Origin of the sequence: Longimicrobium sp. (assembly GCF_036399935.1) — a bacterium.
Classification (GTDB): domain Bacteria; phylum Gemmatimonadota; class Gemmatimonadetes; order Longimicrobiales; family Longimicrobiaceae; genus Longimicrobium.
The window spans coordinates 49,023-74,556 of the sequence record NZ_DASWMD010000060.1 but is presented as its reverse complement, the minus strand read 5'-3'; the positions used below and the strand labels follow the sequence as shown (position 1 = coordinate 74,556).

At 69.4% G+C, this 25,534-nt stretch carries 22 protein-coding genes and 1 pseudogene; 9 read left to right on the top strand and 14 right to left on the bottom strand.

What is annotated here, in order from left to right; all coding sequences use genetic code 11:
* Positions 1–17: 17 nt before the first annotated feature.
* Both VGB24_RS18565 and VGB24_RS18560 read right to left on the bottom strand, forming a co-directional pair.
* A complete protein-coding gene (locus VGB24_RS18565) occupies positions 18–401 on the bottom strand; it encodes a hypothetical protein (protein WP_331074440.1) in 384 nt (127 codons plus the stop codon).
* A 62-nt stretch (positions 402–463) separates the two neighbouring features.
* Positions 464–793: a hypothetical protein gene (locus tag VGB24_RS18560; protein WP_331074439.1), complete on the bottom strand. Its 330-nt coding sequence runs from the start codon at positions 791–793 to the stop codon at positions 464–466.
* Positions 794–1,388: 595 nt separating this feature from the next.
* Between VGB24_RS18560 and VGB24_RS18555 the strand changes: the two genes are divergently transcribed.
* From VGB24_RS18555 to VGB24_RS18545, 3 genes are all read left to right on the top strand, one after another.
* Positions 1,389–2,396 (top strand): DUF6929 family protein, encoded by a 1,008-nt coding sequence (locus VGB24_RS18555; RefSeq protein ID WP_331074438.1) that lies wholly within the window; start codon positions 1,389–1,391, stop codon positions 2,394–2,396.
* A 94-nt stretch (positions 2,397–2,490) separates the two neighbouring features.
* Positions 2,491–2,811 carry a hypothetical protein gene (locus tag VGB24_RS18550; protein WP_331074437.1) on the top strand — a complete coding sequence of 107 codons (321 nt, stop codon included), beginning with the start codon at positions 2,491–2,493 and terminating at the stop codon, positions 2,809–2,811.
* 6 nt (positions 2,812–2,817) lie between these two features.
* Positions 2,818–3,156, top strand: coding sequence for a hypothetical protein (locus VGB24_RS18545; protein ID WP_331074436.1), 339 nt, complete (start codon positions 2,818–2,820; stop codon positions 3,154–3,156).
* Between the two features lie 79 nt (positions 3,157–3,235).
* Here VGB24_RS18545 and lpdA read toward each other — a convergent pair whose 3' ends face one another.
* Entirely contained in the window at positions 3,236–4,624 is a 1,389-nt protein-coding gene (lpdA, locus tag VGB24_RS18540) for a dihydrolipoyl dehydrogenase (RefSeq protein ID WP_331074435.1), read from the bottom strand.
* Between the two features lie 920 nt (positions 4,625–5,544).
* Entirely contained in the window at positions 5,545–7,815 is a 2,271-nt protein-coding gene (gene ppk1 / locus VGB24_RS18535; protein ID WP_331074434.1) for a polyphosphate kinase 1, read from the bottom strand.
* 531 nt (positions 7,816–8,346) lie between these two features.
* On the opposite strand from ppk1, the gene VGB24_RS18530 reads away from it, so the two are divergent.
* Entirely contained in the window at positions 8,347–8,766 is a 420-nt protein-coding gene (locus VGB24_RS18530) for a hypothetical protein (protein WP_331025547.1), read from the top strand.
* 3 nt (positions 8,767–8,769) lie between these two features.
* On the opposite strand, the gene VGB24_RS18525 is transcribed toward VGB24_RS18530, so the two are convergent.
* Positions 8,770–9,630 carry a type II CAAX endopeptidase family protein gene (locus VGB24_RS18525; protein WP_331074433.1) on the bottom strand — a complete coding sequence of 287 codons (861 nt, stop codon included), beginning with the start codon at positions 9,628–9,630 and terminating at the stop codon, positions 8,770–8,772.
* A 426-nt stretch (positions 9,631–10,056) separates the two neighbouring features.
* On the opposite strand from VGB24_RS18525, the gene VGB24_RS18520 reads away from it, so the two are divergent.
* A complete protein-coding gene (locus VGB24_RS18520) occupies positions 10,057–10,566 on the top strand; it encodes a hypothetical protein (protein WP_331074432.1) in 510 nt (169 codons plus the stop codon).
* A 154-nt stretch (positions 10,567–10,720) separates the two neighbouring features.
* Complete coding sequence (locus tag VGB24_RS18515; protein ID WP_331074431.1) at positions 10,721–11,518, top strand: glucose 1-dehydrogenase; 798 nt, start codon at positions 10,721–10,723, stop codon at positions 11,516–11,518.
* Positions 11,519–11,601: 83 nt separating this feature from the next.
* Here the strand turns inward: VGB24_RS18515 and VGB24_RS18510 are convergent, their stop codons facing one another.
* The 3 genes from VGB24_RS18510 to VGB24_RS18500 form a co-directional block, all read right to left on the bottom strand.
* Positions 11,602–12,369 carry a hypothetical protein gene (locus tag VGB24_RS18510; RefSeq protein WP_331074430.1) on the bottom strand — a complete coding sequence of 256 codons (768 nt, stop codon included), beginning with the start codon at positions 12,367–12,369 and terminating at the stop codon, positions 11,602–11,604.
* Positions 12,370–13,211: 842 nt separating this feature from the next.
* Positions 13,212–14,180, bottom strand: a complete 969-nt coding sequence (gene gluQRS, locus VGB24_RS18505) for a tRNA glutamyl-Q(34) synthetase GluQRS (RefSeq protein ID WP_331074429.1) — start codon at positions 14,178–14,180, stop codon at positions 13,212–13,214.
* Between the two features lie 669 nt (positions 14,181–14,849).
* The gene (locus VGB24_RS18500; protein ID WP_331074428.1) at positions 14,850–16,007 is read right to left on the bottom strand and encodes a glycosyltransferase family 2 protein; all 1,158 of its coding nucleotides are present in this window, start codon (positions 16,005–16,007) and stop codon (positions 14,850–14,852) included.
* 333 nt (positions 16,008–16,340) lie between these two features.
* Here VGB24_RS18500 and VGB24_RS18495 point away from each other — a divergent pair.
* A pseudogene (locus VGB24_RS18495) lies at positions 16,341–16,541 on the top strand (cold-shock protein); the annotation flags it as partial.
* 265 nt (positions 16,542–16,806) lie between these two features.
* Here VGB24_RS18495 and VGB24_RS18490 read toward each other — a convergent pair.
* The 4 genes from VGB24_RS18490 to VGB24_RS18475 all read right to left on the bottom strand — a co-directional run bounded on the left by VGB24_RS18490 (position 16,807) and on the right by VGB24_RS18475 (position 20,651).
* On the bottom strand, positions 16,807–17,868 hold the full coding sequence (locus tag VGB24_RS18490) for an LLM class flavin-dependent oxidoreductase (protein ID WP_331074427.1): 1,062 nt from the start codon (positions 17,866–17,868) through the stop codon (positions 16,807–16,809).
* Positions 17,868–18,857 (bottom strand): hypothetical protein, encoded by a 990-nt coding sequence (locus VGB24_RS18485; protein ID WP_331074426.1) that lies wholly within the window; start codon positions 18,855–18,857, stop codon positions 17,868–17,870. Before VGB24_RS18485 ends, VGB24_RS18490 begins: the two co-directional genes overlap by 1 nt.
* Positions 18,858–19,239: 382 nt before the next feature.
* Positions 19,240–19,479 (bottom strand): hypothetical protein, encoded by a 240-nt coding sequence (locus VGB24_RS18480; protein ID WP_331074425.1) that lies wholly within the window; start codon positions 19,477–19,479, stop codon positions 19,240–19,242.
* Between the two features lie 2 nt (positions 19,480–19,481).
* Positions 19,482–20,651, bottom strand: a complete 1,170-nt coding sequence (locus VGB24_RS18475; RefSeq protein WP_331074424.1) for a DUF3616 domain-containing protein — start codon at positions 20,649–20,651, stop codon at positions 19,482–19,484.
* Between the two features lie 159 nt (positions 20,652–20,810).
* Between VGB24_RS18475 and VGB24_RS18470 the strand changes: the two genes are divergently transcribed.
* On the top strand, positions 20,811–22,394 hold the full coding sequence (locus tag VGB24_RS18470; RefSeq protein WP_331074423.1) for a Ppx/GppA phosphatase family protein: 1,584 nt from the start codon (positions 20,811–20,813) through the stop codon (positions 22,392–22,394).
* A 245-nt stretch (positions 22,395–22,639) separates the two neighbouring features.
* Here VGB24_RS18470 and VGB24_RS18465 read toward each other — a convergent pair whose 3' ends face one another.
* Together VGB24_RS18465 and VGB24_RS18460 are read right to left on the bottom strand one after the other, a co-directional pair.
* The gene (locus tag VGB24_RS18465) at positions 22,640–23,212 is read right to left on the bottom strand and encodes a DUF4142 domain-containing protein (protein ID WP_331074422.1); all 573 of its coding nucleotides are present in this window, start codon (positions 23,210–23,212) and stop codon (positions 22,640–22,642) included.
* A 47-nt stretch (positions 23,213–23,259) separates the two neighbouring features.
* Positions 23,260–24,948: an AarF/ABC1/UbiB kinase family protein gene (locus VGB24_RS18460; protein ID WP_331074421.1), complete on the bottom strand. Its 1,689-nt coding sequence runs from the start codon at positions 24,946–24,948 to the stop codon at positions 23,260–23,262.
* 230 nt (positions 24,949–25,178) lie between these two features.
* Here VGB24_RS18460 and VGB24_RS18455 point away from each other — a divergent pair, with 230 nt between their 5' ends.
* On the top strand, positions 25,179–25,517 hold the full coding sequence (locus VGB24_RS18455) for a hypothetical protein (RefSeq protein WP_331074420.1): 339 nt from the start codon (positions 25,179–25,181) through the stop codon (positions 25,515–25,517).
* The last annotated feature ends 17 nt before the right edge of the window (positions 25,518–25,534 follow it).

Here is a 25,534-nt window from a genome sequence, read left to right as displayed (position 1 = left end):
TTCCCGATCAGGCCCGCTCAGGCCGATGCGGTCCCGGCAACGACGAATCCGTTCACGAGAAACAGCCAGGTGGGCGGATTCACGTAGTTGGTGAAGAACACGTACAGCTGGCAGGCGTCGATGTTGACCCCCGGCGTATCGGGGATGTTGATCGAGATGGAGGAGATGGTGGTGGAATTCGGATGCTGAACCTGCACCTGATTCGCGTTGAAGTTGAACTGGCCTTCGGCGGTGGTCCCGTCGGTGAGCAGCGTGGCCGGGCTCGTGGAAGTGCCCGGCACCCAGTTCACGGAATCCCCGGCGGTGGCGGGCACCGTCACCTTGTTGCCGCCGTTGATCATCAGCTGGTACGCACCCGACTCTGCCCCGTTGAACAGGTAGACGTTCGTGGTCGTCGCCATCGTGTCGCTCCTTCGGTGTGGGCGGGAAAATTCGCCTGCGGCGGGATCGTCGCCGGCGGGTACTACGAACGCTGGTAGAAGATCGACTGGATGGTGCCGTCCGGCAGTGAAAGGACGTACCCGTTGGCGAAGCAGAAGAGGTTCAGCAATGGAGGAGCGGCGCTCCCCCCGTAGTCGTTGATGTACTGGTTCCAGCCAGAGCCGTCCGCGAAGCGGATTTCGATCTCGGTGCCGAAGGTGAACCCCTGCACCGTCACTCCGGACATGCCCGTCCGCATCGCGTCCGTGGCGGAAGACATCGCGGCGAGGCCGTTCCCACCCGTTACGTCGCGGCCATTCACCACGAGCGCAACTACGTTTTCAAATGTCGCATTGAGCACGGTCACGTCCACGGCGACACAGGATGATCAGGGCGAGGGAGAGGGGCGCCCAACCGGTGCGGAAACCGGATCCATCATCGAGGGAACTGAAGCAAAGAATGTCCGATCCAGACGACTGCGCGCCGCCGGGTGGGCACGCCAGCTGGAGGTGTACTGATGCAGAACGACGCATCAGATGTCAAGGGTCGTGTAGAAATGGTTTCGGAGATGACGCATCGGTAAGCGCGTTCCCTTGTTCACCTGTTGCGCCGTGAGCACACGCTCGTAACGCATCCACACGTCCGCAAACACGTAGGAACGATCTTGAAATGTCTATCGTGGCTGGCCGAAGGAGAGCGGTTGGGAGAGCCTGCGCGATCCGCCGGAAAGTGAATAAAGGAGTGTTTTGATCAAGAGCACATCGTTGGTGATGAAGAGACCGAAAAGGTCACCCGAATCTTTCTTCCCGACCCGTCCGCTTGGGCTGCTCGGGCAGATTTGAACTGCAGTTTCACGCCGAGGTCGCAGAGGGAAAAGAGAGGACGCAGAGGGCAGCCACGGCCCCTCTGCGTCCTCTCCGTTTTCTCTGCGTCCTCTGCGTGATGCTGTTTGGTTTTGGAGTTGCGTGATGGCGGAGGGCATGACGATCGTCCGCGGCTACCAGGATCCCGCACTCCGCGCCCGCGTGGTGCGTTCCATCCCCCTGCTCTACACCAACGGGGCCGATCCCGCGCTCGACCGGCCCGCACACGTACGCGCGGGTTCCGGCGTCGCGCGGATCGGCGGCATGCTCGCCGTCGTGCAGGACGATTCCAACTTCATCGCCCTCGTCGATCCCGAGTGCTACGCCGCCCGCTCGCTCACCCTGCCGCCGGGGGAAGGCGGTGTGCGCCTGTTCGGGACGGATCGCGGAAACAAGCAGTTCAAGCTGGACCTGGAGGCATGCGTCACGCTTCCCGGTCCCGGCGGCGAGATGCTGGTCGCGTTCGGGTCCGGCAGCACGCCGATGCGCGAGCGGATCGTGCTGGTTCGCGGCATCCCCCAGGCGCCCTCGGTAGAGGTGCGCGATGCGTCCGCGTTCTACGCGCTGCTGCGTGGCGCGCACGAGTTCTCGGGGAGCGAGATGAACGTAGAGGGCGCGGCCTGGCGCCACGGCCGCCTGCTGCTGTTCAACCGCGGCAACGGCACGGCGATGGAGGGACGCGATCCGGTGGATGCGACCTGTGAGGTCGACTGGACCCGGCTGCGTGCGCACCTGCTGGACGCGGACGCGCCGCCGCCCGCGCCGGAGCGCATCACCCGCTATGAATTGGGAGGGATCGACGGCTGGCGGCTCACGTTCACCGACGCTTCGGTGATTGGCGACGCGCTGCTCTTTGCCGCCGCGGCGGAAGCGTCGCCCAACGCCTACGACGATGGCCCGGTGGCGGGCTCGGCGCTGGGCGTCATCGACGGGACGGGCGCACGCTGGGCTGTGATCGATGATGCGAGCGGCGGGCGCTTCGACGGCAAGGTCGAGGGCATCGCGCCGGGTTCGCGGCCGGGCACGGTGCTGGTCGTCATCGACCGTGACGATCCGCGCCTCCCGTCCCAACTGTGCGAGGTGGAGCTGTCCGGATCGTGGGCGTCCGGCTGAAACCGCCAGACGTGGCAGCGCGTTCTAAGTCGATGCAGGTACGGGATTTGCCCGGGTTGCCGCGCCCTTGGGTAACCTGCTACGGAGTCAGCTTATGGCGCTGCGCGAATTCGTCGATGCGAGGGGGGTGGCCTGGAAGGCGTGGGACGTTCCGCCCTGGCGCGTCTTCACGGAGTTGCGCTCCAAAGGTGAGCGCCGGGTACGCCAGACGGCAGGCTACACACCGGAGCGCCGACAGAATCGTGAGCGGCGCCGACGAACCGCCGCACCCGGGCTGGAGCGCGGCTGGGTGTGCTTCGAGTGCGCCGAAGAAAAGCGCCGCCTGATTCCGCCGCCGCCCAACTGGGACGCGGTGACGGAAGATGAACTGGCGGACCTGTGCTCCCGGGCCAGTCCCGCGCCCGTCCAGCACTGATCCGCGATGGCGCTTCGTGGGTTCCAGCAGGCAGGCGTGCTCTGGCAGGTGTGGAGCGTGATCCCGGGAACGCGCAAGGACGGCGAACGCCGCCGGGGACGGGACCGCCGCAGCCCCGACCCGGTGTTCCTGTTCCGGGGTGCGGATCGCCGCAAGGCCGCGGACCGCCGCGGGGCCGCCGGAACCGTTTCGGCGGCGTTCGCGGCGGGATGGCTGGTGTTCCAGGCCCCGCACGAGCGCCGCCGCCTCGCCCCCATCCCCGCCGGCTGGGAAACCCTCTCCAGCGACGACCTCGCCCGCCTGTGCGAGCGGGCCACGCCGGTCCACCGGGTTTCGGACGGCTGACCCCTTCCGGCCGGTCCGCGCGAAAACAGAGCGCCGCACCCGTGAGGATGCGGCGCTCGCGGTTCCGGCTCGCCGGCCGTCAGATGTGGATGGCCCGGCCCAGCACGGCGAGGGCGGCTTCCTTGACGGCCTCGGGGAGCGTGGGGTGCGCGTGCACCGTCATCGCGATGTCCTCGGCGCTGGACTGGAACTCCATCGCCAGCGCCGCCTCGGCGATCATGTCCGAGGCACGCGGCCCCAGGATGTGCAGGCCGACCAGCCGGTCGGTCTTCGCATCCGCGATCACCTTCACCAGGCCGTCCGTTTCCGCCATCGCCCGCGCGCGGCCGTTCGCCTGGAAGGGGAACTTGCCCACGCGGTATTCGCGCCCGGCGGCCTTCGCTTCTTCCTCCGTCATCCCCACCGAGGCGATCTCGGGCCAGGTGTAGACGACGTTCGCCACGGCGTCGTAGTTCACGTGGCCGTGCTTGCCGACGGAGAACTCCACCGCGGCCACGCCCTCTTCCTCGGCCTTGTGCGCCAGCATCCGCCCGCCGATGGCATCCCCGATCGCGTACACGTTGCCCACGCCGGTGTGGAACCGCTCGTCCACCTGGATGACGCCGCGGTTCAGCCGCACGCCGGCCTCCTCGAAGCCCATCCCCTCGGTGTACGCCCGCCGCCCCACCGCCACCAGCACGTAATCCGCCTCGATGGGCTCCTGCCCGTCGATGGTGACGGAAACCTTGTCGCCCTTCCGCTCGGCCCCGGTGACGCGCGTGCCGGTGCGGATGTCGAAGCCCTGCTTGCGGAAGATGCGGTCGGACTGGCGCACGATCTCGGCATCCATCCCCGGAAAGATGGTGGGCGCCATCTCCAGCACCGTGACCTTGGCACCCAGGCGCCGCCACACGCTCCCCAGCTCCAGCCCGATCACGCCACCGCCCACGACCACGAGGTGCCCGGGGATCTCCGGCAAGGCCAGCGCGCCGGTGCTGTCGATGATGCGCTCGTGGTCGAACTTCAGGAACGGAAGCTCGATGGGCACCGAGCCGGAGGCCAGGATGATGGTCTTCGCGCGCAGCGTGCGGGCGCCACCCTCCGCCTCCACCTCGATCGTCTCGGGCGAGGTGAGCCGGCCGAAGCCGCGCACCCGTTCGATCTTGTTCTTCTTGAAGAGAAAGGCCACGCCGTCGGTGTTGCTCTTCACCACGGCGTCCTTGCGCGCCAGCATCCTGCCGACGTCCATCGCCGGCTCGCCGACGGTGATGCCGTGGAGCTCCGACTTGTGGCGGATCTGGTCGAACAGCTCGGTGCTGTCGAGCAGCGCCTTGCTGGGAATGCACCCCACGCGCACGCAGGTGCCGCCGAGTGCGTCTTCCTTTTCGACGCAGGCGGTCTTCAGCCCGAGCTGCGCGGCGCGGATGGCGGCCACGTACCCGCCGGGCCCGCCGCCGAGGACGATGAGGTCGAATGTATCTTCTGCCATCGGAACGAAGTGCGTGAGTGCGTCAGTGCGTGAGTGCGTTCGGTTGCACCCGCGTTCAGGCTCGCCGGCAAACAGCGAGGATCAAGCCGCGAGCAAGCTCAGGCCCACGCGCCCGCGGCGCAAGTCCGTCCGGCGGTGCGCGCATCGCACCTGCCGAAGCCACCCGATGTCATCCCGATGGAGCGGCCCCGGAAAACCTGCCCGTACACCAGGGATCGCAGCGACTGAGGGATCCGCCACACAGCGTGGACGCCGCTCAGAGCCTGCGAACCACCGGATCAGGCTCCGCCCGTCCAGGGGCGGGTGAACCCGCGTCTGGAACAGCGGAAAGCCCCGGCTCGGGCCGCTGTCGCGTCCCGCCCGGGGCTTCACCTGCACGCTCATCGTACCCGCAGAAGCCACCCGATGTCATCCCGATGGAGCGGCCCCGGAATACCTGCCCGTACACCACGGATCGCAGCGACTGAGGGATCCGCCACACAGTCCGAATGACGCGTCGTCCTCGCGGAAACACCTTGGCCAGCGTGGGTTGGGCGCCCTTCGAGCGGCTGCCGGTGCACGCCTCGGCAGCCCCCTCTCCCCCGGCCCTCTCCCCCGCTTCGCAGGGGAGAGGGAGAATTCGATCGCGCGTCGGCAGATGAAGGGCGCGTGCAGGTGAAGCCTCCCGGCCGTTTGAGAGGCTTTCCGCGGCTGTTGCGGCAAATTCATCTGCTCTTCCGGGCCCGGCCCAGCGGCTGCGACGGCGCATCACGCGACGTGTGTGGCGGATCCCTCAGTCGCCGCGACGTTCGGCGCATGGGCAGGTGCCCCTTGGCCCCTCCATCGGGATGACATCGCGGGGCCTCCGCGTGCTTCGTACGCCCTCACTCACGCACTCACGCACTAACGCACTAACGCACTAACGCACTCACGCCACTCCCTCAGACCGAAAGCTCCCACGGCCGCCCACCCGCGGCGCGGCTGCGGGCTTCGGCGTCGCGCATCAGCAGCTCCTGGTAGTTGACCTCATCCGCACCCGGGGCGGGGCGGCGCTGCACGTACTGGCCTTCGGAATCCAGGTCCCACGCCAGGCGGTTGTCGCGCAGCGCCAGCTGCAGCACCTCCACCATCCGCTCGCGCAGCGCCGGATCCAGCACGGGCACCATCGTCTCCACCCGCTCGTTCAGGTTGCGCCCCCGCCAGTCGGCGCTGCCCAGGAACAGCTCGGGGTCGCCGCCGTTCTCGAAGTAGTAGATGCGGTCGTGCTCCAGGAAACGTCCCAGGATGCTCACCACCCGGATGTTGTCGCTGTAGCCCGGCAGCCCGGGGCGCAGCCGCGAATGGCCGCGGACGATCAGGTCGATGCTCACCCCCGCCTGCGAGGCGCGGTACAGCGCCCGGATCATCCCGAAGTCGTCCAGGGCGTTGAGCTTGGCGATGATGCGCCCGGTGCCCCCCGACTCCTGCACCCGGATCTCGCGGTCGATGCGCTCCTCGAACACCCGCCGCATGTCGCGCGGGGCCACCACCAGGCGGTCGTACTGCTGGTCGGGGGCGTAGCCGGTGAGAAAGTGGAAGAAGTTCACCAGGTCGCGGCCGATTTCCGGGTTCGCCGTCAGCAGCCCGAAATCGGTGTAGGCGCGGGTGGTCTTCGCGTGGTAGTTGCCCGTTCCCACGTGGCAGTACGTGCGCGGCCGCCCCTCTTCCAGCCGCACCACCAGCGTCACCTTGGAGTGCGTCTTCAGCCCGACCAGCCCGTAGGTGACGTGCACGCCCACGTCTTCCATCATCTGCGCGCCCACGATGTTGTTGGCCTCGTCGAAGCGCGCCGTCACCTCCACCAGCACCGCCACCTGCTTCCCGCGCTCGGCCGCGCGCAGCAGCGCCTGCACCACGGGCGACTTCACGCCGGTGCGGTACAGCGTCATCTTGATGGCCAGCACGTGCGGGTCGTCGGCCGCCTCTTCCACCAGCCGCTGCACGCTGGCGTTGAACGACTCGTACGGGTGGTGCACCAGCACGTCGCCGCGTCGCAGGATCGAGAAGACGTTGGCCTCGTCTTCCGTCTCGCCCTCGTGCTGCAGCGGCTCCGGCACCACGGGCTCCCACGGCTCGTAGCGGAACTGCGGCAGGTCCAGGTCGGCCAGCGGCATGCACTCGGCGTGGTCCAGCATGTCGGCGGCCTCGTACACGTCCGACGGTTCCAGCTCCAGCTCGCGGATCAGCAGCTCGCGCACCTCGTCGGGCATCCCCCGCTCCACCTCCAGCCGCACCACGGGCGCGAACCGCCGCTCGCGCAGCTCCTCGGAGATCAGCGCCAGCAGGTCTTCGGCCTCGTCGTCGTCGCGGTCGACGTCGGCGTTGCGCGTGACGCGAAACGCGCTGGCCGCGACGACCTCCATCCCCGGAAAGAGCGCGCCCACGTTGGCCTGCACCACCTGCTCGACAGGGACGAAGTGGTGCTTGTACTCCGAGTTGGGCACGGGCACCCAGCGCCCCTGGGTGGTGGGCACCTTGATGCGCGCGAAGTGCATGGTGTTGCGCGCCGCGTGGCGCATCAGCACCGCCAGCGAAAGGCTGAGGTTGGAGATGAAGGGAAAGGGGTGGCCGGGGTCCACCGCCAGCGGCGTGAGCACGGGGTAGATGTTGTCGCGGAAGTACCGCGTGAGCCCGGCGCGCTGCTCCTCGGTCAGCTCGGCCCAGTCGGAGACGGCCACGTCGGCCTCGGCGCGCAGCCGCGGGCGCAGCTCGTGGTCCCACGCGGTGGCGAGCGCCGCGTACATCTCGGCGGCCGCCTCGGCCACCAGGGCCAGCTGCTCGCCGGGGGTGCGGCCGTCCAGCGACAGCGTCTGCACGCCGGCGATCAGCTGCCGCTTGAGCCCGCCCACCCGCTTCTGGAAGAACTCGTCGATGTTGCCGCTGGTGATGGCCAGTAACCTCACGCGCTCCAGCAGGGGCGTGCGCTCGTCGCGCGCCTGGTGCAGTACGCGCCAGTTGAAGTCCAGCAGCCCCAGCTCGCGGTTGAAGTAGAGCGAGGGGTGCTCCAGCTCCGCACCCGGGGGAACCGGCTGCGGCTTCACGGCGCGGGGGGGTGCCCCGGGCGCGGCGGCGTCGTGCTCGCCCGGGCCGACGGCGCGCAGGGCGGGCCGCCAGCCGGGAGGGGTCGGGTCTGAGGTGGCGGCCGGGGCCGCGGGCGTTTCTTCGGCGCGCATGGGTTCGGTCGGTGTCACGAGGGCCGCGGAGGCCGCGGCCGGCTACTTGGGTTCATCTCCCCGGCGATGGGCGCCGGTTCCGTGCCGGGGAGTGCGGCTTCGCGCCCCGTCGCTAAGGATCGTTACAAATGGACGCATCCGGCGCGGCGCGACGAAAAGGGATGCGGCACGAACGTTTCCAGCGTAGAATCCCCGGTCCACGCGGTCCCGCCGGCGGATGCCGAACACGGGAATCCGGATTTTCGCGCCCGCAACGACGCACATAAACGGCCACGCGTGGTCAAAAGTAGACAGCTGACCACAAATCGGAGTTCACGCCCGTCCACACTGCACCCGCCATCGCCCGAACCAATTGTACGGGGGGTATTTAGGGTGTGGCGGGGGTGGGGCCCGGATCTGTGAATGTGCTCTAAGTGTGCACCGTGTGCACCTTTACGGCACCTGCTGGCCCTTGCTTCGGGAAATGTTCGGTATTAGAATAGGTGGTAGGAACGGCGCCGACAGCACTCGTGGTTCCACCCAGGATAGGGAATGTCGAACATGAAGGACCAGACGAACAGTGATCCCCGAAGCGCCACGATCAAGCACCTGCGGGAGACGGCCGCGGGGCGCGTGGAGAACACCTCGCTGCGCAGCGTGGCGAGGGAGATCGGGATGAGCCCCACCGGGCTCAAGAAGTTCCTGCAGGGCACCGCCCCGTACTCGCCCACGGTGCGGCGGCTGCGCAACTGGTACGTGCAGTACGCGGCCAAGCTGGACCACGTGGTAGAGCGGCACGTGGCCTCGGCGGCGCTCTCGGTGCTCGTTCACGACCTGCCGCAGGCGTCGCGCGGGCAGACCGCCGCGTGCGTGCTGGACTGCGTGGGCCGGGGCTTCGTCGACCGCGGGCTGTCGCAACCGGGGTGGGTCAACGAGCTGCGGCAGGAGTACGGGCCCGAGCACCTGGCCTGACGCTCACGACGACGCGACGGGGCTGCCGCTCGCGGCCCGCCGATCCTGAGGCGGCCGCCCCGCGTCGTCCTGCATCTTCTTGACGCCCCAGGCGCACCACACCATCGCCACCAGGGTGATGGCCGCCGCCGGGCCGCCCCACGCCCATCCCTTGCCGGTGGGGTCGGGCGGCCACTCCAGCAGGGTGATGGCGAGCACGCCCGCGTTCCACGCCGCGTGAAGCACCAGCCCGGCCCAGAGCGACCGGCTGGCGAACACGGCGTACCCCAGCACCAGGCCGCCCGCCAGCCGCACGGGGAACGCGTCGGCCTGCATGTGCATCAGCGAAAACAGCAGGGCCGACGCGGCGATGGCGGCGTCGCTCCCCATCACGCGTTCCAGCGGCCGCTGGATCCATCCGCGGAACGCGAACTCCTCCACCAGCGGAAGGGCAGCGAGCGCCAGGATCCAGAAGGCCAGCTCGCCGTACGGCCGTTCCGCGAACTTGGTGATCATGTCCGGGAGGGGCGCCTCGCGCGCCAGCCCGAACGAGAGCAGCGCCACCCACAGCGCGTGCGGTAGCACCATCATGGCGGGCACCGTCGCCAGCAGCCACTTCCACGTGCGGCCGGGACCGCGCACACGCAGCCGGGCCCGCATCCTTCGCGCGCGCGGGCCCCAGGCGTAGACGCGCAGGAAGATCAGCGTCACCAGGGCCGTCCACGCCATCGCCAGGCGCGGGTCGATCTGAAAGGTGAAGCCCACCAGCAGCGTCTGCCAGAACATCCAGATCAGCAGCCCCCATCCGGCGGCGGCCAGCCCGGCGCCGATGCGCACGGAGAGCGTGGTCGCCCGCGCGGGGCGTTTTCCGTGAATGTTGTGCATCCCGTATCCTAACTCGTTTCCCGCGCTCGCGATAGCTGGTTCCCCCTCCCCCTGGCCCCCTCCCCCGCAAACTGCGCGGGAGAGAGGGAGAACTTCACGCGGGGACGACTGGCTGCCTCGCATGCCGCGAGAGCCCCCTCCCCCCGGCCCCCTTCCCCCGCTTCGCAGGGGAGGGGGAGACCTGAACCGCCCTTCGGCTGTCCTGGTGCGCTTGGCTGCGCGTGCAGTCCGCGAAGGCGGACTTTGGGCCGTCGTTGCCGCGACTTCAGTCGCCCCAGGCAGGGCCGGGACTGCTCACTCTCTACCTTTCTCGCATCCCAGCCCGAAGTGTGCCCCCCCTCCCACACCGTCTGCCTTCGTCCCACGGTTGAGAACGGGATACGCGGCGTGGTAGATTCAGCGCCAACCTCTGACGGCAGGAGAACGATGCCCGCGGTACCCTTCGACCAGCTTCCCGACGACGCGCGCCTGTGGGTGTTCGCCGCCGCACGCCCGCTGACCGATGACGAACAGCAGCGGCTGCTCGCGCATACGGATGGCTTCCTGCGCCAGTGGGCCGCGCACGGGTCGCCCGTGGTCGGGGGGCGCGATGTGCGGCACGGACGCTTTCTGCTGGTGGGCGCCGACGAGCGCGCGACCGGCGTCTCCGGATGCTCCACCGACACCCTGTTCCGCACGCTCGGCGATCTGGAGCGCGAGCTTGGGGTGGATCTGCGCGATGCGTCGCTCGTGTTCTTTCGCGATCAGGACGGCGCGGTGGCTTCCGAGCCGCGCCCCGTGTTCCGCCAGCGCGCGCTGTCCGGAGGCGTCGGTCCGGAGACGCTCGTGTTCGACAACACCGTCCTCACCGTCGGCGACGTTCGCAGCGGGCGATGGGAAACGGAGATGCAGACGGCTTGGCACGCCCGCGCGTTCCCCGTCCGCGCCAGGAGCTAGGCGGAGGCGTCGCGATCGCAACGAGGGCCGGCACCCACACGGATGCCGGCCCTCGTCATCCCACCGAGCCGCCGCGGGGAATAGGGCAGATGACCAATGCGAATGTGCGCCGTCACCGTGTATGCTTGCAGGCGAAACTCAGAACGGAGGCTACATGAAACTGGATGGACGGGTGGCGCTGGTGACGGGCGCGGCGCGGGGGATCGGCGCGGGGGCGGCGCGGGCGCTGGCGGCTGAGGGTGCGCGCGTGCTGGTGACGGACCTTCGCGACGCGGAGGGTGCGGCCGTGGCGGACGCGATCGAGGGCGCGGTGTACCGCCGGCTGGACGTGCGCGTGGAGGCGGATTGGGCCGCGGCGATGGAGGACGTGCTGGCCAGGTGGGGGCGGCTGGACGTGCTGGTGAACAACGCGGGCGTGACGGGATTCGAGAATGGCCCGGCCCCTCACGATCCCGAGCACGCATCGCTCGAGGATTGGCGGGCGGTGCACCGCACCAACACCGATGGCGTGTTCCTGGGCTGCAAGCACGGCATCCAGGCCATGCGGCCGGCCGCGCGCGGTTCCATCATCAACGTGTCGTCCCGGTCGGGAATCGTGGGGATCCCGGCGGCGGGGGCGTACGCGGCCAGCAAGGCGGCGGTGCGAAACCACACCAAGACCGTGGCGCTCTACTGCGCGCAGCAGGGGCTGGCGATCCGCTGCAACTCCATTCACCCGGCCGCCATCCTGACACCCATGTGGGAGCCCATGCTGGGCGACGGCCCCGACCGCGAGGCCCGCATGGCCGCCCTGGTGCGCGACACGCCCTTGAGGCGCTTCGGCACGGTGGAGGAGGTGGCCGCGGCGGTGGTGTACCTGGCGTCCGACGACTCCGGGTACATGACCGGCTCGGAGCTGCACCTGGACGGGGGAATCCTGGCCGGCGCGGTGGCCTCGCCGGACAGGGACTAGGGAAGAGTGAAATAAGCCCCGACTCGGGACGCGAGTCGGGGCTTCATGCTTCCAGTCGCCCGATGCGAGTGGACCCGCAGCGATCAGAAGCGCCAGGAGACGCCGGCGCGGAACAGCAGCACGTTGCCGTACGTGTAGTCGTAGTCGACCTCGACGTCGTCCTCGAGGTACGTACCAATGAACAGCTGGTCCCGGCGGCGCGCGTGGTCGGCGTCGAAGAACGTGAGATAGTCCTCCACCCCGAAGGACAGCGCCAGGCCCCGCGAGTTGAGCATCGTAACGGCGTCTAGCCCCAGGTTCAGCGCGAACTGCCTGCTGGTCCCGGATACGTCGTTGTCGAAATCGCCCGTGAAGTCCGGGTAGTTCATCCACACCAGGGCGGGCGCCACGGTAACGAACGCCGCGGGGTGAAAGCGGCGCTCGTCGGGCACGGGGTCGGGAAGGCGGTACTGCACTCCGGCCTTGAGAAACGTGATCTCCGGCCCGTCGATCTGGTAGCCGAAGGTGGAGCTGTCCCGGCCGGTGAAGCGAACTTCGTCCTCGCTCGCGGCGCTGTAGCCCAACGAGGCCACGACGCTCAACGGGCCCTGGACCTGGGCCTCGCCGGTAATGCCGAGCGCCCAACCGCCGCCGCGCGCCTCGGCGACCTGGAACTGCTCTTCGGCCGTGGCGGCGAAGACGTGGCCGCCGCCCGTGCCGTACGGAATGCGGAAGCCGACCCACGGGGTAACGGCGAACCTGGTGACGGGCACCAGGTTGGTGGGCGGCTGGGCTTCGAAGCCGCCGGTCTGGGCGCCGGCTGCCGCGGGGAGCGCGAGCAGGCCGGCGAGGGCGAGCACACCGAATCTCATCGGTTTTCCTCCTGGAGGGTCCCGAAGAATGGGATGGAAGGCTTCTTCGGAGGGGGAAGTTTCGGGTGATTACGCCCAAAATAGTGCGAGCCCACGTGTTGCGGAATAGTAGCGCGCCGATTGGGACGCGGACGCGCCTTTTCCTGGGGCCCCCTCACCCGGCCACGTGCGCGGGGAGAAGGGAGAAACGTCACGATCGGGTGCGTCGTGCAGACTCGGGTGCGGCGGCGGGCGCCCCCCATCCCGAGCCGTTCCCCGCGAATTGCGCGGGGGAAGGGGCCAGTCTGGCGCATCACACATAACTCCTTGCGGCCCCACAGCTTGTCATCCTGAGGCCCAGGCGCGCCGCACTCACCCGCAGCACACCCTACGCGGGCCGAAGGATCTAGACGGGGACACGTACCAGCCGGGGCGCGGCAGCGGTCACGAAAGCGTGGACCTCGGCTCCGCGGGGGCCCTCACCCGGCCGCGCTGACACGCGTGCCACCCTCTCCCACAAACGGCGTGGGAGAGGGGGTACACTTCGGGATGAGGTGCGACAGCGAGGACCGACACGGGGCCTCAGCCGTGCTGGGGCGACTGAAGTCGCGGCAACAAAGGCCCAAAGTCCGCCTTCGCGGACTGCATCCGCAGTGGTGTGCGCGAGGCCGGCCGGAGCGCGATCGAATTCTCCCTCTCCCCCGCTTGCGGGGGAAAGGGCCGGGGAGAGAGGGCGGCCAGGGGCATGCGCGGGATTCCCCGAAGCGCACCGTTCCTCGCCCGCGCTTCCCGTCGAGTGCGCCGAGCCCGCCAAAGCGCACGAATTCTCCCCCTGATCGAATTTCCTGCCGACGGTCAGCTGCTCACCCCGGTCGCAGCCGCTCCAGATCCGCCGCGGTCACGATCGTCGGCTCGCGTGGGAGCCGGGCGAGCTCGAAGCGCGGAACCAGTTCGCGGGCGGAGATGTGCTCGCCCGGGGCCGCGAGGGCGCAGGTGGAAGCGAGCCAGCCGATGACCGCGTCGGGAGGCACCCCCGCATCGCGCAGCTCGCCCAGCGACACGGCGCCGTGCCGCTTGGCCAGGCGCTCGCCGTCTTCCCCCAGCACCAGCGGAACGTGCAGGAAGTCCGGTACCGGGAGATCGAGCGCTCCGTACAGCAGGATCTGCCGTGCCGTGGACGACAGCAGGTCCGCTCCGCGCACGACGTGGGTGATGCCCATCGCCCCATCGTCCACCACGACGGCCACCTGGTAGCCCGCCACGCCATCCTTTCGCCGCACCACGAAATCGCCCTCCGCGGCGGGATCGAAGGCGCAGCGCCCCATCAGCAGGTCGTGGAACTCCACCACTCCGGGGTCGGCGCGCATCCGCAGGGCGAACAGCGAGCGGCCGTGCGTGGTCAGCGACGGGACGGTGGGATCCACGAGGCGAGGCCGGCAGGCCCCGGAGTAGCGCGGGCCCTCTTCGCCCACGTGCGGCGCGCTGGCCGCCGCCGCAATGTCGCGCCGCGAGCAGGAGCACTCGAACAGCAGCCCCAACTCGGCCAAGCGGCGGAGCGCGCCCTCGTAGCGCTCCTGCCGCTGCGACTGGATGTACGGCGCGTGAGGCCCGCCGACGTCGGGACCTTCGTCCCAGTCCAGCCCCAGCCAGCGCAGCTCGTCCAGCTGCCGCTCCATGAACCCCGGCCGCACCCGCCCGAAATCCAGGTCTTCCACGCGCATGACGAAGGCGCCGGCGGTGGCGCGTGCGTGAAGCCACGCGATCAGCGCCGTACGCGCATTGCCGACGTGCAGCGCGCCGGTGGGGCTGGGGGCAAAGCGTCCGCGGGTCATGCGGGGAATGTGCGGAGGGAATGCGGAATAGGGAATGGGGCGCGTGTCAGCGCGGCCGGAGAGTGTCCACGGCAGCCGCGGCCTCGGCTTCAGTACCCGCTGCCGCGCCCTGAGTTGTACGTTTCCGCGGCTAGATCCTTCGGCCCGCGAGGGATGTACTGCGGGCGAATGCGGTGCGCCCGGGCCTCAGGATGACAGGCTGTGAGGCCGCAAGGAGTTATGTGTGATGTGCCACACTGGCCCCCTTCCCCCGCGCGGTTTGCGGGGGAAGGGTTGGGGATGGGGGGCGCCGGCCCGAGCACCGGGCCTGCCTCGTCGCACCAAAGCCTGAAGTGTACCCCCTCTCCCACGCTGTTTGTGGGAGAGGGTGGCACGCGTGTCAGCGCGGCCGGGTGAGGGCCCCACGGCAGCCGAGGCCTCGGCCTCAGTGACCGCTGCCGCGCCCTGAGTTGTACGTTGCCGGGGCTAGATCCTTCGGCCCGCGTGGGGTGTGCTGCGGGCGAATGCGGTGCGCCTGGGCCTCAGGATGACAAGCTGTGGGGCCGCAAGGAGTTATGTGTGATGTGCCACACTGGCTCCCTTCCCCCGCGCGGCTTGCGGGGGAAGGGTTGGGGATGGGGGGCGCCGGCCCGAGCACCGGGCCTGCCTCATGCGCTCGACTTCCCCCCGTTACACCTTGTTCGCCCGCAGCTCATCCAGCGGGTAGTGCGTGCCACGCCACTCAATTCCATCGTTCCACAGCGCGTACAGCGTGGCATTCCACAGCACCACCACGAACATCACCGACGCCAGCGGAAACAGGATGCCGTACCAGGGCGACGCCTTCTGTGCCACCGCCGACCCCGCGTAGATCATCAGCAGGATGGCGACTCCGATCGCGTACAGCCCCTGCGTCCATCCGCCCGTCACCAGCACCGCCACGAACGGCCAGATGAAGAACACCAGCTGCACCAGGGATGCACCCACCACCATCCACAGCCGGTAATCCACCCCGGCGAAGCCGTTCTTCCGCAGCCCGTACACCGCCTCGCGCACGCTGCTGTACCACTCCACCGAAATCAGCTCCGCCCCGATGGCGAAGTCCTGCACCAGCCCGTTCTTCTTCACCAGCTTTCCCAGCTTGATGTCGTCGTCCGGGCGCATGGCGATGGCCCGGTGCGTCCCCATCCGCCGGTACGCGTCTGCCCGCACCATGTTGAACGCGCCGATGCCGATGTGATGGCTGGAGCGCGGATCGCGCGCCTTCCACGGCCGCGTGAAGAGGGTAAAGAAAAGGGTGAACACCACGCCGAAGGCACGCAGCAGGGCTCCGGGCATGTCCACGTGGGGGGCCACGGTCAGGTGGTCGAGCTTTTCGCGCACCACGTACGCCGTGGCGCGCCGCAGGGTGTCGGGCGCCATCACCACGTCGGCGTCGGTGAACAGCAGGAGCTCGCCCGTGGCCGCCGCCGCGCCCATCCAGAGCGCGTGGTTCTTTCCCAGCCATCCCGGCGGCAGCTCGGTGACGTGCACCACGCGCAGCCGCGGCGCCGCGGCGGCCATGCGGTCCAGGATGGCGCCGGTGGAATCGTTCGAGCGGTCGTCGATGACGATCACCTCCACCCGCTCACCCTCCAGCGCCAGCACCGAGCGCAGGGCATGCTCGATGGCACGCTCCTCGTTGCGCGCGGCGATGACGATGGATACCGGCGGCATGGCGTCCGCCGGAAGCGGTTCGACCAGGTGGAGCTGGGTGAGCTTGCGCCCGTTCCACGCCAGCTCGAAGAAGATGCCCACGTACAGGGCGACCGTGGCGGCCGCCAGCCAGAAGAGGATCGGAAAATCCATCCGCAGTCGTTCGTTCCGGAAGAAGGCCGAGCCACGCTCCACCGGCGTGGGCGGGGCAGTGTACCGCGTGCACGCCGCCCCGGCCAGCGGGGCGTGCCATCCACACTTCGGGGCACGCGCGCCTCTTCGGCTCGCGCCATGGACCGAACGCGACAGCACGGCTGTGGCGCGTCAGGAGCGATCCCCAACCTGTTACAAACCTGTAAATGCCCCACGGGTGAGTGCCTGCGCAACCGTGTCGCCAACGGGGTGCCCGGTTGGATTGCGGGGGGAACGATCCATGCGAACGGACCGGCCCCGCTCGCGGCAGTTCCCACCCCAGCCACCGGTCCCATGGAACACGCATCAGGCACAGTGAAGTGGTTCTCCCAGGAAAAGGGTTTCGGCTTCGTGACCCGCGACGACGGAACCGACGTGTTCGTCCATCACAGCGGCATCACCGGGCGTGGCTTCAAGACGCTGGAGCAGGGCGAGCCCGTGGAGTTCGACATCCTGGAAGAGCCCAAGGGCCTCAAGGCGCAGAACCTGGTGCGCCTGAACGCGCCGGAGGGCGACGGCCTGGGCGCGGGTGCGGAGGACGACGACAACATCGGCAATCGCATCGACAACCGCCCGCGCGTGGGCGGCTACGGCGATCCCCCGCGCGGCGGGCACTCTGCCGGGCGTGACGACCGCTGGGGCAACCGGGGCGCGGGCGGCGGCTACGGCGACGGGGCCTGGTAGGCAGGCAGAAGCGGAACGGCACGGAACCCGTCGGGTCCCGTGCCGCTGCAAGGTGTGCGATGGGCCGGCGCTCCGTTCAGGCGACGGCCTGCAGGCTCTGCCCGCCGCCGGCACCGCGCACCAGGGGAATCACCTCTTCGGCGAAGCGCTCCATCTCCTCGTGCTGCGGCGAGAACTGCAGCAGCAGCAGGTCCAGTCCCGCGCGCTCGAACTCCAGCACGCGCTCGGCCACCTGCTCGGGCGTGCCCACCAGCCCCGACTTCAGGCCGCGGTTGGACACCGAGTAGTCTTCCAGGCTCACGCGCTGCTCCAGCTGCGTGTTGCCGATCCAGTCCTGGTAGTTGGCGTAGCCGCGGGCGCTCTGCTGCACGTCGGTGATGCGCCGCACCTCCCGCCTGGCCTCTTCTTCCGTCGACCGGACCACCACGTACCCCGCCGCCCCGAACGACATGGGCGGCAGCCCCAGCGCCTCGCGGCGCGAGCGCAGGTCGGCCACCTTCCGGGCGATGGTCGCCGGCTCGTCGCCGTGGGTGAGCCACGCGTCGCACTTGGCCGAGATCAGCGCCTTGGCCGCGGGGCTCTCGCCGCCGGCGTAAAGGGTGGGCCGGGGGCGCTGCACCGGCTTGGGCTCCAGGATGGCGTCGTCCACCGAGTAGTACTTGCCCTGATAGCTGAAGCGCGGCTGCTTCCACATCCCATCCACCACGTCCAGCCACTCGCTGGTGCGGGCGTAGCGGTCGTCGTGCTCGTCGAACTGCACGCCGTATTTCCTGGCCTCCGTGGCCCACCACGAGCTCACCACGTTCAGCGACAGGCGCCCGCCGCTGATACGGTCGATGTTGGCCGCCTGCTTGGCGAGGAGGCTGGGCAGGTGAAAGGTGGGGCGGACCGCCACCATGATCTCCAGCCGCTCCGTCACCGCCGCCAGCGCCGCCGCCGTGCTCCACGCGTCCAGCGACGGCGCGTCCATCCCCTTGATGTCGTTCAGGTTCAGCTCGGCGACCAGCGTCAGGTCGAAGCCGATCTGCTCGCTGCGCTGCGCCAGCCGCCTGGCGTAGCTCCAGCTTGCCTCCATCCGCTCGTCGTCGACGTTGCGCAGCCAGCCGCCGAAGACGGGAAGCCAGTATCCGAATCGCATCAAGCCGCCTCCTTCCGCGCACGGGCCGCCTCGGCCGCCTCGGCTTCGCGCTCCAGCCAGTCGGCCAGGCGCGCGAACGGGTCGAAGCCGATGACGTTGGGCGCGTCGGCCACGAAGTTCGAGAGCGCGTTGATGTCGTAGTAGTACAGCTGCCCGTCGCGCGCATCGACCATGTACTCGATGCCCCCCACCTCGATGCGCGCCTCGGCCATGATGCGCTCCACCGCCTCGATCACCGGACGCGGCGGCTCGTAGCCCTCCACGCGCAGCCCGCGGCTGGGCGCGTCCACGGCGCACACCTGCGCGTCGAGCGCGGCGCCGTCCACCCGCTGGCAGACGTCGGCGGGGCACAGGTCGAACGAGTTGCCCGGGGTGTAGATGCGGATGCCGTACAGGTACTTGCCGCCCAGCACCTCCACGCGGGTGATGCGGCTTTCCTCCTGCGGGATGAACTCCTGCACCAGCGCGGTGCCGTCGATCCCCAGGTCCAGCGTGCCGACGGCGGCGCGCAGCTCCTCGGGCGAGTCGAAGCGGCGCACGCCCGCGCCGCTGCCGCCGATGTTGGGCTTTACGGCGATGGGCCAGCGCAGCCCCTCGGCGGCGGCGGGCGCCTGCCCGGCGCGGTGGATGACGCGCGCCTTAGGGTAGGGGAGGCCCAGCACGTCGAGCAGGGCCAGCTGCCCGGCCTTGCTGATCTCGTTTTCGAAGGCCTGGTAGCCGTTGACCACGCGCACGCCACGGCGCTCCAGGGCCGACAGCCACGACAGGGTGTAGAAGATGGCGTCGCCGCGGCCGCGCAGGTACGCCGAAGGGCTCATGCGGTTGAAGACCAGCGAGTACGGCGGATCCTCGGCGGGATCGAACACGTGCTCGTCGGCGTGCAGCTTCAGGTACGGCGTGCCGCGGCGGTCCAGCTCCGCGAACAGCGGCCGGAACCAGTCCGGGTGCTCGTAGAAGATGGCGATCGGCCGCTGGGAACGGATGGGCATGGTGCCTGTCTCCGGGTTCTTCCGGTGGATAGAAAGCAAAACCGCGCCTCCTGGTGGGGAGTCGCGGCGTCCTTGTCACTGTGCCTGTCCGGAGGGTCTTCCGGAGAAGACCGTCCAGCGCTTATGCCGTCGAGGTCTTCACACGCGTGCGGGCCGCCTGCACTCCCGGTGGGAGCACATGCGACAACAACGGGCCGTGTGCGAGACGCGATCGATTAGCATAGTACTAAGATAATTAGTCCGCCCCCCGCGCGCAACCAAGGAACCGGGAACTTGCGCGGGACGCGGGGGATGAACCTCTGACGCACTCACGCACTCACGCACTCACGCACTCACGCACTCACGCACTCACGCACTCACGCACTCACGCACTCACGCACTCTCACGTCCCGAGCGGCTTGTCGCCAGGCTCCATCCAGCCGCGGCCGCGGAGGTCGGCGGCCAGGGGCGACTCGCGCGAGGTGAGCATCAGCACGGTCTGCCTGGCCTGGGTGACGAACATGTACTTGTGGAACCCGGCTTCCACACGCGACACCCCGCGCCCCTTCAGCGCCTCGAGCGCGCGGTCCACCTCCGCCATCGCGTCACCGGCCTTGATCATCACGTGGTAGATGTCGGCCATCGTCAGCCCTCGCCGTCGCGAGCGACAAACGAGGTCACCGTTTCCACGACGGTGCCCAGCACCCCGGGGGACGGAAGCGCGAACACGTCGGCGGTGACGCCGTGCGCGTCGCGGCGGCTGGCGCTGGCGGCGTCGTACACCACCAGCAGGGTGCGCGGCCCGTCGCCCTCGTCGAAGCGGCACATTCCCTCGGGATGGTCGGACCCGCCCTCCACGTCGTGCGGCAGCATGGTTACCCGCTCCAGCGCGTCCGCCGGCACCAGCGACTCTTCCTGCACGCGCATTCCGCCGCGCCAGCGGAACACGCCCGCCGGCGCGCTCACGTCCATCGTGGGGCCGGCCAGGATCAGCAGGTCGTCGCCGTCGCGGGCCAGGTCGCGGATCCCCAGCCCGTCCAGGTCCAGGAAGTGCTTGCGGTAGCGGCGCCCGCCGGCTTCGATCTCCCGCAGCTTCATCCGCCCGCCGCCCTTGGCATCCACCGGCTCCACCTGCACGATCACCGCCCAGCCGCGCAGCACGGGGCCGCGCAGCCCCAGGAACACGCGCCCGTCGTCCACCTGCACCCCCTCCACGTCCAGCCCGTTGTCCTTGCCGGGGATCTTGATGAACCGGCGCAGGTGCGGGTCGGCGCTCAACTCGCGGATCAGCTCGCTGTTGCGGCCGCGGCCACGCAGCCGCGCCGCGGTGAGCGTGCGCTCCGGGTCGCGCGGATCCGGGCACGACTTGCACGGGACCAAGCCGCCGGCTTCCGCGTCGTCTTCCAGCGGAATGCGGGCGATCAGGTAGCGGTTGTCGTCGACGTCCACGTCCGCGAGGGCCTTGGCGGCTTCCTTGAAGTCCATCCCCCGCTTGGCCTTGCCCTGCTTGCGGCTGTGCGAGCCCACCAGCCACAGGTACGGCGGCTCCCACGCCAGCCCCTCGACGTCCACCTCGTCGTCGTCCTTGCCGGGCAGGTCCAGCAGCTCGGCCAGCTTGTAGGTGCGGTGCTCGCCGAAGCGGCCGCCGCCCAGGTCGGTGACGCGCTCCAGGGTGGCGGTTTCGTCGCAGCCCAGGAACAGGTGCCGGCCCACGCGGACGGCGGATGAAAGGCTCTCGCGGATGGCCTCGGCCTCGACGCTGCCGTCTGGCGGCGCGTTCAGGCCGATGTGGATGGTCTGGTCTGGTGCTCGCATGGCTGGGCCGGGGTAGCTCGGGACGGCGCGGGTGATGGACGGCGCACGATCGCCGGTTCCACTCCCGCACTCACGCACCAACGCACTCACGCACTTCCCTTGCCCTCACGGTCCGGCCTTTGCCCCGCCCTGCGGCGTCTCCTACTCCGGATACGCAGAATGACGCCGCTGCTCAACCGCCCCCTGGACGCCGCTCCCGACGCGCCGCCGCAGTTTCCGCTGCGGGTGGCCGCCGTGGACGTGGGCTCCAACGCCATCCGCTTTCTGGCGGCCGAGTTCACCTCGCCCACCGCGTACCGCGTGCTGGCCGAGACGCGCGCGCCGGTGCGGCTGGGTCACGAGGTGTTCCTGTCGGGCCGGCTGGACCGCGCGGCCATGCAGGCCGGTGTAGAGGCCATCACCGGCTTCCGCAAGCGGATGGAAGACCTGGGAATCGTCCACTACCGCGCCGTGGCCACCAGCGCCACGCGCGAAAGCCGCAACGGCGACGAGTTCGTGGCCCGCGTGCGGCGCGAGGCGGGGATCGACCTGGAGGTGATCACCGGCACGGAGGAGGCGCGCCTGGTCTACGAGGCCATCCGCGCCCAGGTGCCGTTCGGAAAGAAGAAGTGGATGCTGGTGGACCTGGGCGGCGGCAGCGTGGAGGTGTCGCTGGTGGACGCCACGGGTATCCTGTGGAGCGAGTCGCACACGCTGGGGTCGGTGCGGCTGCTGGAGGAATTGTCTGGTTCCAGCGAAGACCCGGGCCGGTTCCAGCGGCTGCTGGAAGAGTACATGGCGTCGCTGCGCATTCCCCTGATCGCCAAGCAGTGGAAGCCGGCCGGGCTGATCGCCACCGGCGGCAACATCGAGGCGCTCGCCAAGCTGCTGGGCGCCGAGCCGGGGCGTGGGCGCATGGCGGCCATCCAGATGAACGACCTGCGTGGCGCCGTGGCCATGCTGTCGCGCCTCTCGTACCGGCAGCGCGTGGACCAGCTGGGGATGCGCGAGGACCGGGCGGACGTCATCGTCCCGGCGGCCATGGTGTACGAGCGCGTCGCGTCGCTGGCGGGGGCGGCGGAGATCATCGTTCCGGCGGTGGGGCTGAAGGACGGCGTGCTGGTGGACCTGGTGGACGACCTGACCACCCACCAGGCGCACGAAGACCGCAAGGAGCGGGCGGCGGTGGAGGGCGCGGTGGCGCTGGGCCTGCGCTACCTGTTCGACGAGAAGCACGCCCGGCACGTGGCATGGCTGGCGGGCTCGCTCTTCGACCAGCTGGACAAGGTGCACCGGATGGACGCGGCCGAGCGGCGGCTGCTGCGCGCGGCCGCCATCCTTCACGACATCGGCATCTTCATCGGCCACAAGAAGCACCACAAGCATTCGCTGTACATCATCGGCCAGTCCGAGGTGCCGGAGCTCACGGCGCGCGAGATGGACATCGTGGCCAACGTGGCGCGCTACCACCGCAAGGGCACGCCGGCGGCGCACCACGAGGATTTCAACCGGCTGCCCTCCGACGACCGCGAGCGGGTGGTGAAGCTGGCGTCGCTGCTGCGCATTGCCGACGCGCTGGACCGCGAGCACGTGCAGGCCGTCACGGGGGTGACGGCCACGGCGGGAAAGAGCAAGCTGACGCTGGAACTGGAAGGAGAGGGGGACCTGCTGCTGGAGCGCTGGGCCCTGCGCCGCAAGGCTGGCCTGTTCACCGACACCTTCGGCCTGGAGGTGGAGGTCGCGGGTGACCGCGTGGAGGGCTAGGGGGTCGACGCTCGCGGAGAACTGCTTGGATCGGGCTGATGTTGGCGCATCCCGCGGCCGCCCCCCTCTCCCGGCCTCTCCCCCATAAACCCCATGGGGGAGAGGAGAATTCGATCGCGTTCCGGCTGGCCGTGCGCACTCGACTGGCTCCCTTCCCCGCGGCTGTTTGCGGGGGAAGGGTTGGGGATGGGGGGCGCCGGCCCGAGCACCGGACCTGCCCACCCCCGCCTCGGGGTGAGGGCTCGCTACGACCCGCCGAGGGTGCGGTGGATGCGCTGGGCGTCGCGCAGGTGGGCCGCGACCATGGGGCGCATGCGCTGGAGCTCCGCGCGCAGCCGCTCGTCCTGCGCGGCGGGGATCAGGTTCTTGTCCAGCGCCTCCACCAGCCACCCGTGCTGCTGCACCTGCAGGCGCATGTACTCGCGGTCGAACACCGCCCCGCTGCGCGATTCCATCGACACCGTCGTCTGGCGCGTAAATTCGTCGAGGTTGCGGCTGGTCTCGCTTTCACGCGGCGACAGCCCCAGCCGCTGCCCGAAGGCCGCCATGTCCGCCCCGGCGCGCGTGTGCTCGGCGACCATCCGTGCGGCGAACGCGCGCACCTCTGCGCCGGCCGCGCGCTGCTCCGCCTGCTGGCTCAGGGCGATTTCGCTGCGGTTGGCAGCCATCACCGTCTCGAAGACGTGCTCGTTGCCCATCCCCATGGCGCTCGCGGCCGCGCCCGGGTCCTGCATTCCCGCGCCCATGCACCCGGCCAGGGCCACGGGCAGCGCAAGGCAGGCGGCCAGGACAGCGCGAGGAACGACTCGGTTCGGCATTTCGGTCCTTTCTCTCTTGGAAGGGAAGTGGGCAGCCGGCAGTGGCGCTACTTTTCGTCGCCGCGGCGGCGCTGGCGCACATCGCTGACCAGGATGTCGAACACCAGCAGCAGCCCCAGCGCCGCGGCACCCATGAACAGGATCATCGCCACGCCGGGATACCCCAGGATCTGGTAGCGCGTCTCCACCCGCATCATCATGGCCGCCGACACGATCAGCGCCGACGCCACCAGGCTCACGGCGATGCGGTTGGAGATCTTCTGCATCCCCTGCAGCAGCCACTTCTCCTCGGGAACGCGGACGCGCACCTCGATCCCGTCCTCGGTGATGGCCTCCAGCGCGCGGTTCACGCGGCCGGGCAGCTTCTGCACCAGCTCGTTCATCTCCAGCATGTTGCTGAACATGCGGCTGGGCGAAACGTTCTTCATCATCCGCCGCCGCATCAGGTCCGACGCGTTGCGCTGGATGGCGGCGTTGGGATCGAACTGCGGGTCGAGCGTGCGGCCCACCTGGTCCAGCGCCAGCAGCGCGCGTCCCAGCATCGTCAGCTCCACCGGCAGGCGGATGCCGTTCTCGGCCGCGCTGCGCGTCACCTCCAGCATCACCCGCCCCACCTGGATGTTCTCGGCGTTGCGCGCCGTGGCGAAGTCGGCCACCAGCGTCTTTACGTCGGCCGTGAAGATGTCCTCCCGGTAGCCGGAGCGAACGTCGCCGGCCTGGATGGTGGCGCGCGCGGCCTCGGCCCCCTGCCCGTCGGCGATGGCCAGCAGCATCCGCAGCAGGTGCTGCTGCAGGTCCGGGCCGATGCGCCCCACCATCCCCACGTCCAGGAGCGCGACCCGCCGGTCGTCGGTCAGGAAGACGTTGCCGGGGTGCGGATCGGCGTGGAAGAAGCCGTCGACCAGGATCTGCTTGAGGTAGGCGCGGAACAGCTCCTCGGCCAGCACGTCGCCGTCCAGCTCCAACCGGGCCAGCGGGCTGATCGAGGTGATCTTGCGCCCGCGGATGAATTCCATGGTCAGCACGCGCGAGGTGGTGTAGTCTTCCACCGGGCGCGGAACGATGATGCGCTGGAACTCCGCCAGGTTCTCGTCGAGCGTGGATGCGTTGCGGGCCTCGCGGCGGTAGTCCAGCTCGGCCATCAGGCTCTTGCGCAGCTCCTCGAAGGTGCGGCCGAACTCGTACTGGCGCCCCGCCTTGGTGTGCCGGTCCATGAATTCCACCACGTCCTCGATGGCGTCCATGTCGCGCACCAGCTGCTCGCGCACGCCGGGGCGCTGCACCTTCACCGCCACCGTGCGCCCGTCGCGAAGCCTGGCGCGGTGCACCTGCCCTAGCGAGGCGGCGGCCAGCGGTTCGCTCTCGAACTCCAGGAACGCCTTGGACACGCGCACGCCCAGCTCCTCGGCCACGATGCGCTCCGCGTCCTCGGCGGGGAACGGCTCCAGCCGGTCCTGCAGGCGGGTGAGCGCGTCGATGTAGGCGGGCGGAACGAGGTCCGGGCGGGTGGAAAGGAGCTGGCCGAGCTTTACGTACGTGGGCCCCATCCGCTCCAGGTCGTCGGCCAGCTCGTCGGCCAGGCCGGGAGCGTCGGTGCTCTGCAGCACCTGGTCGGTGCCCTCGAGCGCGTCTTCCAGCCCGGCCTGCCGCACCAGGTCGCTGCGCCCGTACTTCATGGCCAGGCGCGCCATGTCGCGGTACCGCTTCAGGTGCTCGGGGCGCAGCGAAATGCCCATCGTGGTCGTCCGCGGGTCGGGTTTGCGTGTGTCGCAGGTAGTTTGGAAACGCAAAGCAGAAAGCGTGCGCGTAACGGGCGCTCTGGCTCGGCCAGACAGGCCCGGCGAGGAGAAGGGGAGAAAAGCCGCTCCCGCGTCCATCCATAACGGCCGTGGCGTCACTCGAACGATCGAACACGCCGTTAGTGGGCGGTCGGGTCGAATTCACCTGCAAACGTGCGAGGAGATCCATGGTCAGCGATACGAAGACGTACCCGGTTGGTCAGGCCACGTCCGTCACCCTCGAGGTAACCTACGGAGATGCCGACCCTGGGTCGACGGTTACGACATGGCAGGGTGTCGTAGAAAAGGTTGTCCCCGGGTCGTCGAAGTCGTACTCGCGCACGCCGCTCCGGGGTGCCATCCTCTTCTGCCGGTCCAGTGTGAAGGATGAAAATCCGACGACGAACCACACGTGCGTCACGTACAAGCTGAGCGGCGGTCCCGAGACGCGTGAGTACTACTACGAACTGACCGTCCCAGCCGATGGAGCGATCGCGGACTACTCGATCAACTTCGTGTTCGTCTGATGCACTCCGCGCGTCAC

What these genes read in the sequence shown, in the direction of transcription:
- VGB24_RS18565 (WP_331074440.1), bottom strand. Translation starts at nt 401, where the DNA reads ATGGCGACGACCACGAACGTCTACCTGTTCAACGGGGCAGAGTCGGGT.
- VGB24_RS18555 (WP_331074438.1), top strand. Translation starts at nt 1,389, where the DNA reads ATGGCGGAGGGCATGACGATCGTCCGCGGCTACCAGGATCCCGCACTC.
- VGB24_RS18550 (WP_331074437.1), top strand. Translation starts at nt 2,491, where the DNA reads ATGGCGCTGCGCGAATTCGTCGATGCGAGGGGGGTGGCCTGGAAGGCG.
- VGB24_RS18545 (WP_331074436.1), top strand. Translation starts at nt 2,818, where the DNA reads ATGGCGCTTCGTGGGTTCCAGCAGGCAGGCGTGCTCTGGCAGGTGTGG.
- lpdA (WP_331074435.1), bottom strand. Translation starts at nt 4,624, where the DNA reads ATGGCAGAAGATACATTCGACCTCATCGTCCTCGGCGGCGGGCCCGGC.
- ppk1 (WP_331074434.1), bottom strand. Translation starts at nt 7,815, where the DNA reads ATGCGCGCCGAAGAAACGCCCGCGGCCCCGGCCGCCACCTCAGACCCG.
- VGB24_RS18530 (WP_331025547.1), top strand. Translation starts at nt 8,347, where the DNA reads ATGTCGAACATGAAGGACCAGACGAACAGTGATCCCCGAAGCGCCACG.
- VGB24_RS18525 (WP_331074433.1), bottom strand. Translation starts at nt 9,630, where the DNA reads ATGCACAACATTCACGGAAAACGCCCCGCGCGGGCGACCACGCTCTCC.
- VGB24_RS18520 (WP_331074432.1), top strand. Translation starts at nt 10,057, where the DNA reads ATGCCCGCGGTACCCTTCGACCAGCTTCCCGACGACGCGCGCCTGTGG.
- VGB24_RS18515 (WP_331074431.1), top strand. Translation starts at nt 10,721, where the DNA reads ATGAAACTGGATGGACGGGTGGCGCTGGTGACGGGCGCGGCGCGGGGG.
- VGB24_RS18510 (WP_331074430.1), bottom strand. Translation starts at nt 12,369, where the DNA reads ATGAGATTCGGTGTGCTCGCCCTCGCCGGCCTGCTCGCGCTCCCCGCG.
- gluQRS (WP_331074429.1), bottom strand. Translation starts at nt 14,180, where the DNA reads ATGACCCGCGGACGCTTTGCCCCCAGCCCCACCGGCGCGCTGCACGTC.
- VGB24_RS18500 (WP_331074428.1), bottom strand. Translation starts at nt 16,007, where the DNA reads ATGGATTTTCCGATCCTCTTCTGGCTGGCGGCCGCCACGGTCGCCCTG.
- VGB24_RS18490 (WP_331074427.1), bottom strand. Translation starts at nt 17,868, where the DNA reads ATGCGATTCGGATACTGGCTTCCCGTCTTCGGCGGCTGGCTGCGCAAC.
- VGB24_RS18485 (WP_331074426.1), bottom strand. Translation starts at nt 18,857, where the DNA reads ATGCCCATCCGTTCCCAGCGGCCGATCGCCATCTTCTACGAGCACCCG.
- VGB24_RS18480 (WP_331074425.1), bottom strand. Translation starts at nt 19,479, where the DNA reads ATGGCCGACATCTACCACGTGATGATCAAGGCCGGTGACGCGATGGCG.
- VGB24_RS18475 (WP_331074424.1), bottom strand. Translation starts at nt 20,651, where the DNA reads ATGCGAGCACCAGACCAGACCATCCACATCGGCCTGAACGCGCCGCCA.
- VGB24_RS18470 (WP_331074423.1), top strand. Translation starts at nt 20,811, where the DNA reads ATGACGCCGCTGCTCAACCGCCCCCTGGACGCCGCTCCCGACGCGCCG.
- VGB24_RS18465 (WP_331074422.1), bottom strand. Translation starts at nt 23,212, where the DNA reads ATGCCGAACCGAGTCGTTCCTCGCGCTGTCCTGGCCGCCTGCCTTGCG.
- VGB24_RS18460 (WP_331074421.1), bottom strand. Translation starts at nt 24,948, where the DNA reads ATGGGCATTTCGCTGCGCCCCGAGCACCTGAAGCGGTACCGCGACATG.
- VGB24_RS18455 (WP_331074420.1), top strand. Translation starts at nt 25,179, where the DNA reads ATGGTCAGCGATACGAAGACGTACCCGGTTGGTCAGGCCACGTCCGTC.